Here is a 5,506-nt window from a genome sequence, read left to right on the forward strand (position 1 = left end):
AGAGCAGCGGCGAGTTCATCGCTCGCTGGAATGCTGTCGAGGCCCTCTTCCCCGCCGCCTGGGTCTTCTACGTCGTCTGCGCCATCGGCGTCGTCTACGCCGTCTGCGCCATCGGCGTCGTCTGCGCCTTCTACGCTGCCGTCTGAGCCGTCTGCACCATCTACCTCGACCGGCTCGACGGGCTCATCACCTTCGCTGTGTTCGGTTCCACTCAAAGATTCGTCTCTTCCGCTGCAACGTTTTCATTGAATTTTTCTGCCACCAGTTGAGAGCAGTAACTCACCAGCGGGATGATGCGGGGGTAATCCATGCGGCTCGGTCCGATTACGCCGACCAGGCCCTGGGCCTCTGTATCGTTGTCGAAAATGCCGTACGGCGACGAAACCAACGCACAATGGCGTAGGCCCGGATCTGTGAGTTCGTCTCCCAGGGCAACGTTGACCCCGCCGCGGCCGCTGTCGAGCAGACCTTCCATCAGCGTCATGAGCTTCTCGTTGTCTTCAATGGCGCTGAACAAATCACGCAAACGTTCAGGATTGCTGAATTCGGGCTGGTCGAGGAGTGCGAGTCGCGTGGCGACGACCAGGTTCAGCGACGGATCCGCTTCGCGCGCCAGATCCAGGGCTCGCTGGCCCAGATCGATGGCCCGAGCGAGCAGGCTACCCGCCTGATTGTGCAGGTGGGCGGATTCTATCGCCATTGCATCGCGCACTTCGATCAAGGTGCGACCGATGATTCGCTCGTTCAGCACCGATGCAATGCGATCGAGTTCGCGCTGAGGTCCACTGTGACGATCTTCGAGGGAGCTGCGGAAGGCGCGACCCGATCTCGAAATCAACACCACCAACACGCGCTCGCTCGACAGCCTGATCAGTGAAATGTGCTGAAGCCGTACGCGTTCGAGGCGGGGCAACATGACAAAGCCGAGCTGACGCGTGTTGTCGGAAAGAAATTGAGAAACCACGTACATGGCGCCGTCGAGATCTGCGTCATCACAGCTATGACGCAGCCTGCGTTGCTGTTCCGCCGCCAGCTCGCGGGGTTGCAACAGATGATCCACAAACAACCGCAACCCCATTTCGGTCGGAACCCGACCCGAAGAGGAATGCGGCTTTTCAAGTAAACCCAACTCGGTGAGTTCGCTCATGGTATTGCGAATACTCGCGCTCGAAAGCGGAGTGACGAGCAGGTTGGAGATGGTGGCCGACCCCACGGGCGCAGCCGCACCGACATACGCGGCAACTACCGCGCGCATGACCCGGGCCTGCCGATCGCTCAGCAGATCTGCACCTAGTATTTCGACTCCAGCTGGCACTGCACAACACCCCAAAGTGGTCTGGTCAATCATACAAAATTGGCAAAGACGGTGTCGGAAAGGAGCATGCCCCGCTCCGTCAGACACAGATCCCCTGTAGCGTTTTCGGCAATTAGACTCGAGTGCATGAGCCGGTCGATCTGTTGGGAGTAGAACTTTCTCGGCACACCGCCAAACTCTGTCTCGAAAGCGGCCGCCGCGAGTCCCGATGCCCGGCGCAGCCCCAGAAACATGGCCTCGCCCCGGGCTTGCGCCTCGCTCAGGCGGTCGATTTCCACCGCACTCCGGTCGCCGCCCTCGATGCTGTCGAGGTAGGGACCGAGGCTGCGGGGATTCATCCGCCGACCGCCGAAGGGGAGTTCGCTGTGCGGGAGTTCGCTCGACCAGGCCCCCATACCTGTGCCCAATACGGCACGCCGGGCCCAGTAGCGGGAATTGTGGGCAGATTCGAAGCCCGGGCGGGCGTAGTTCGAGATCTCGTAGCGCGAAAGCCCCGCGGCCCGGCAGCGCTCGACCAGCAGTTCGAGCATCTGGGCCGCGAGATCGTCGCCAGGACGAGCCAGCTGCCCGCGCTCGTTGGCCAGCGCAAAGGGGGTGCCGCTTTCGATCGTGAGTTCGTAGACCGAGAGATGTTCGGGACCAAAACCCAGGGCACTTTCGAGATCGCGCTGGAAGGACGCCAGGGACTGGCCCGGGCAGGCGAGAATGAGATCGAGAGAAAGGTTTTCGAACCCGGCCGCCCGGGCGGCGCGCAGGCTTTCCCAGCTCTCGGAGGCTTTGTGGGCGCGGCCGAGTTTTTTGAGCGTGGTGTCGTCAAAGCTCTGGATGCCGAGGGAAATGCGGTTGATGCCGAGTTCTCGAAACGCCGGCAGCCGACTGCGTTCGAGGGTGCTGGGATTGACTTCGAGAGTGATCTCGATTTCGCCGTCCTCTGTGCTTTCCGCGCTCTCCGCGCTCTCCGAATTAGAAGCGGGAAACGCAGCGCGCGCCGCGGCGAGCAGCCGGGCTAGCGATTCGGGTCGCAGCAGCGACGGGGTGCCGCCGCCAAAGTAGACCGTGGCGAGCTGACGCTGGGAGAAGTCTGCGGTTCTCGCTTCGAGTTCTGTCAACAAGGCCGCGACGTAGCGGTCTTCTACCGCGGGGTCGAGGGTGCGCGCCGCCACCACGGCGAAATCGCAGTAAGGGCAGATACGCTCACAGAACGGGATGTGGAAGTAGAGGCCGACGGTTGTGTCTGTAGGGGTAGCGGTGGCGGTTGTGTCGGACGATGGAGTCACGCGTTCATCCCCCTCTTCTCTCTCACAAAGACCGGCAGATCGTCAGACAAAAGAAGGAGGCAGCCCTACCCCCCCTCGGTTACGTTTCGGCCCCATGTCGACCGGCCCTCAGTCTCTCGTCCAAGCCAATAGTGCACTCAACAATGCCGACAAGAACGAGCAGGCAAGCGTACACCACGAGGTTCTCCCCAACGGACTTACGCTGCTGTTTCGCGAAAGCCACCTGGCGCCGGTCGCCGACCTGCAGATCTGGGCCAAGGTAGGGAGCGCCGACGAGAACAACGACGAAGCCGGTTTGGCCCACTTCCACGAACACATGCTCTTCAAAGGCACCGAGCGGCGCGGGGTCGGAGATGTCGCGGGGGAGATTGAAGGCGCCGGCGGCCGCATCAACGCCTACACGTCGTTTGATGTGACGGTCTATTACGCAACGCTCCCCAGTGACGCGCTTTCAGTTGGGCTCGACGTGCTGGTAGACGCCGTGCGAAATTCGACCTTCGACCCGGCTGAAATCGACCGCGAGATTGAAGTCGTGCTCGAAGAGATCCGGCGCAGCGAAGATTCTCCGGGCCACGTCTTGAGCGAGGCCGTGTTCAAGGAGCACTTCCAAAAGCATCGCTACGGCTTGCCGATCTTAGGGCCGGCCGAGAGCGTTTCCAGTTTCAACCGCGAGAAGATCACCAACTTTTGGAAGAGCTGGTACACCCCCGACAACATGGTGGTGGTGGCCGCCGGGGATTTTGACGCCAAAGAGCTTGCGAAAGAAGTTGCAGCGCAGTTCGAGGGCGCCGAGCCCGGGCAGAAGCAACGAGCGCGCCAGGCCGAACCCAGGCAGAAGTCGCCTCGCACCATCATCTTGAAGCGCCCGTTTGAGCGCATGAAGATCGATCTTACCTGGCCGGGTACGTCGTTCCATCAAGACGACGCCACCTACCTGGATTTACTTTCCTTCGTGCTGGGCGAATGCGAATCCAGCCGGCTGGTGCGGCGCGTGCGCGAAGACATGGGCCTGGTCGATCGCATCGACTCTTCTTCCTATACCCCCCTCGACCCGGGGGTGTTTTCACTGAATCTCGATGTCGATGTCGCCAATGCCCACCAGGCCATCACGGCCAGCATGCTCGAAGTGGAGCGCATTCGCAGCCGACCGGTGAGCCGCGAAGAACTCGAACGCGCGCGAGCCAACTTTTTGGCCAGCGAGCATTTTGAGCGCGAGAGTGTTTCGGGCCTGGCGAGCAAGCTTGGCAACTTTCACGTGATTGGTGGCGACTGGCGCAGTGAAGAGCGCTACTTCGAGCTTTTGAAGTCGGCTACGGCGGAAGACCTGCAGCGGGTTGCCCAGCAGTATCTTTCGCCCGAGCAATTGACCGCGGGGGTGTTGGTGCCCGAGGCCGTGGATATTGAGTTGGACGAAGCTTCGATCAATGCGGCGATCCAGGCCGGGATCGAGAGCTGCAAGCGCGAGGTTTTGGCGCCCAAGCGGGTGAAGGCGAACGGTGCCGCGGCGGTTGCAGGTACGAGCAAGTCGGGTAGCGCAAAGGCCAGGAGCGGTACGGGAAACGAGATTGTGAGTTACACGCTGGACAACGGCGCGCAGCTTCACGTGAAGGCCCGGCGCGATATTCCCGTGGTGGCAGTGCGGGCCGCGTTCCTCGGTGGCCTGCTCGCCCAGACGTCCGAGACATCGGGGATCTGTCATTTTCTTACTTCTACCTGGATGCGGGGAACGCGCTCGAGATCTGCCGGCGATTTTGCCCGGGCCATGGAAGACATCGCGTCGGAGATCGACGGCTTCAGCGGGCGCAGCAGCCTGGGCCTGACCCTGGATGTCGCAATCGATCAATTCGAACCCGCGCTCGATTTATTTACCGAGGTCTTGCTCGAACCCGGCCTGGCTCTCGAAGAAATCGAAAAAGAAAGACGCGAGACCCTGGCCACGATCGACCGCATGGAAGATCAACTTTCTGCCCAGGCCTTTGCGCTGTTCGCGCGGACGCATTTTGATACCCACCCGTACCGCATGCCCATGATTGGAACCCGGGAGAGCGTGCGGGGTATTGATCAGGCGACGCTGCGAGCGCATCACGACCGCTTGATCGTGGGGAACAATCTTTCCATCGCCGTATCGGGGGACGTAGACCCGGACGAAGTTGCGGCGGGCATTTCGCGGCGACTCACGGCACTGCCCGCCGGCCAGAGTTTTGAGAGCGAGCTTCCGGCCCTCGATACAGCGCCAACCGAGATCCGCCACGGAAAGATGGAGAAGGACCGCGCCCAGGCGCACCTGGTGATGGGCTTTCGCGGCGTGAGTGTTTCGGATCCCGATCGACAAGCACTGGATGTCATTTCGCAGATCTTGGCGGGGCAAAGTGGGCGATTGTTCCTGGAGCTTCGGGACAAGAAGAGTCTCGCCTACACCGTGAGCGCGATGAGTGTGGAGGGGTTGGCCCCGGGATTCTTTGCGGTCTACATCGCTACCGCGCCAGAGAAGGTAGAAGCGGCGCGCAGTGGGATGCTGGAAGAGTTGACGCGACTGGTTGGCGAGGCGCCGGGTGAGCAGGAACTGCAACACGCCAAGCGCAACCTGACTGGAAACCACGCCATTGCGCAACAGCGCAACGCTGGGCATGCGGGGCATATGGCAATAGACGCGCTGTATGGCCTGGGGCCGGGGGCGAACCAGAAGTACGCCGCGGCAATTGATGCGGTGACCCAGGACGATGTCGTGCGGGTAGCGAAGCGCGTCATTACGCTGGACGCCTACACCGAGGCGTTGATCGAGCCCTGACTAGGAGCCTGACCCAAGACTCGTCGCGACGCCCATGCGCCGATGCATCGCCGCTGTCTGCGTTGCGAAACCTTGCTGTAGCCAGCTACAGCTGCGATTCCGCGCCTTGACACCGGCGCGCCTCGA

4 protein-coding genes are annotated in these 5,506 nt (G+C 61.6%); 1 reads left to right on the forward strand and 3 read right to left on the reverse strand.

Annotated features, from left to right (window positions below):
* From IH881_20085 to hemW, 3 genes are all read right to left on the reverse strand, one after another.
* Positions 1–215: hypothetical protein (locus IH881_20085; GenBank protein MCH7869997.1), on the reverse strand; the 215-nt coding region annotated here is incomplete at its 3' end.
* On the reverse strand, positions 212–1,315 hold the full coding sequence (gene hrcA / locus IH881_20090; GenBank protein MCH7869998.1) for a heat-inducible transcription repressor HrcA: 1,104 nt from the start codon (positions 1,313–1,315) through the stop codon (positions 212–214). The genes hrcA and IH881_20085, both read right to left, overlap by 4 nt.
* Before the next feature lie 29 nt (positions 1,316–1,344).
* The gene (gene hemW, locus IH881_20095; GenBank protein MCH7869999.1) at positions 1,345–2,592 is read right to left on the reverse strand and encodes a radical SAM family heme chaperone HemW; all 1,248 of its coding nucleotides are present in this window, start codon (positions 2,590–2,592) and stop codon (positions 1,345–1,347) included.
* Positions 2,593–2,686: 94 nt separating this feature from the next.
* Here hemW and IH881_20100 point away from each other — a divergent pair, with 94 nt between their 5' ends.
* Positions 2,687–5,380 carry an insulinase family protein gene (locus tag IH881_20100; protein MCH7870000.1) on the forward strand — a complete coding sequence of 898 codons (2,694 nt, stop codon included), beginning with the start codon at positions 2,687–2,689 and terminating at the stop codon, positions 5,378–5,380.
* Positions 5,381–5,506 lie beyond the last annotated feature (126 nt).

Source organism: Myxococcales bacterium (assembly GCA_022563535.1).
Classification (GTDB): domain Bacteria; phylum Myxococcota_A; class UBA9160; order UBA9160; family UBA4427; genus DUBZ01.

What these genes read in the sequence shown, in the direction of transcription:
- IH881_20100 (MCH7870000.1), top strand. Translation starts at nt 2,687, where the DNA reads ATGTCGACCGGCCCTCAGTCTCTCGTCCAAGCCAATAGTGCACTCAAC.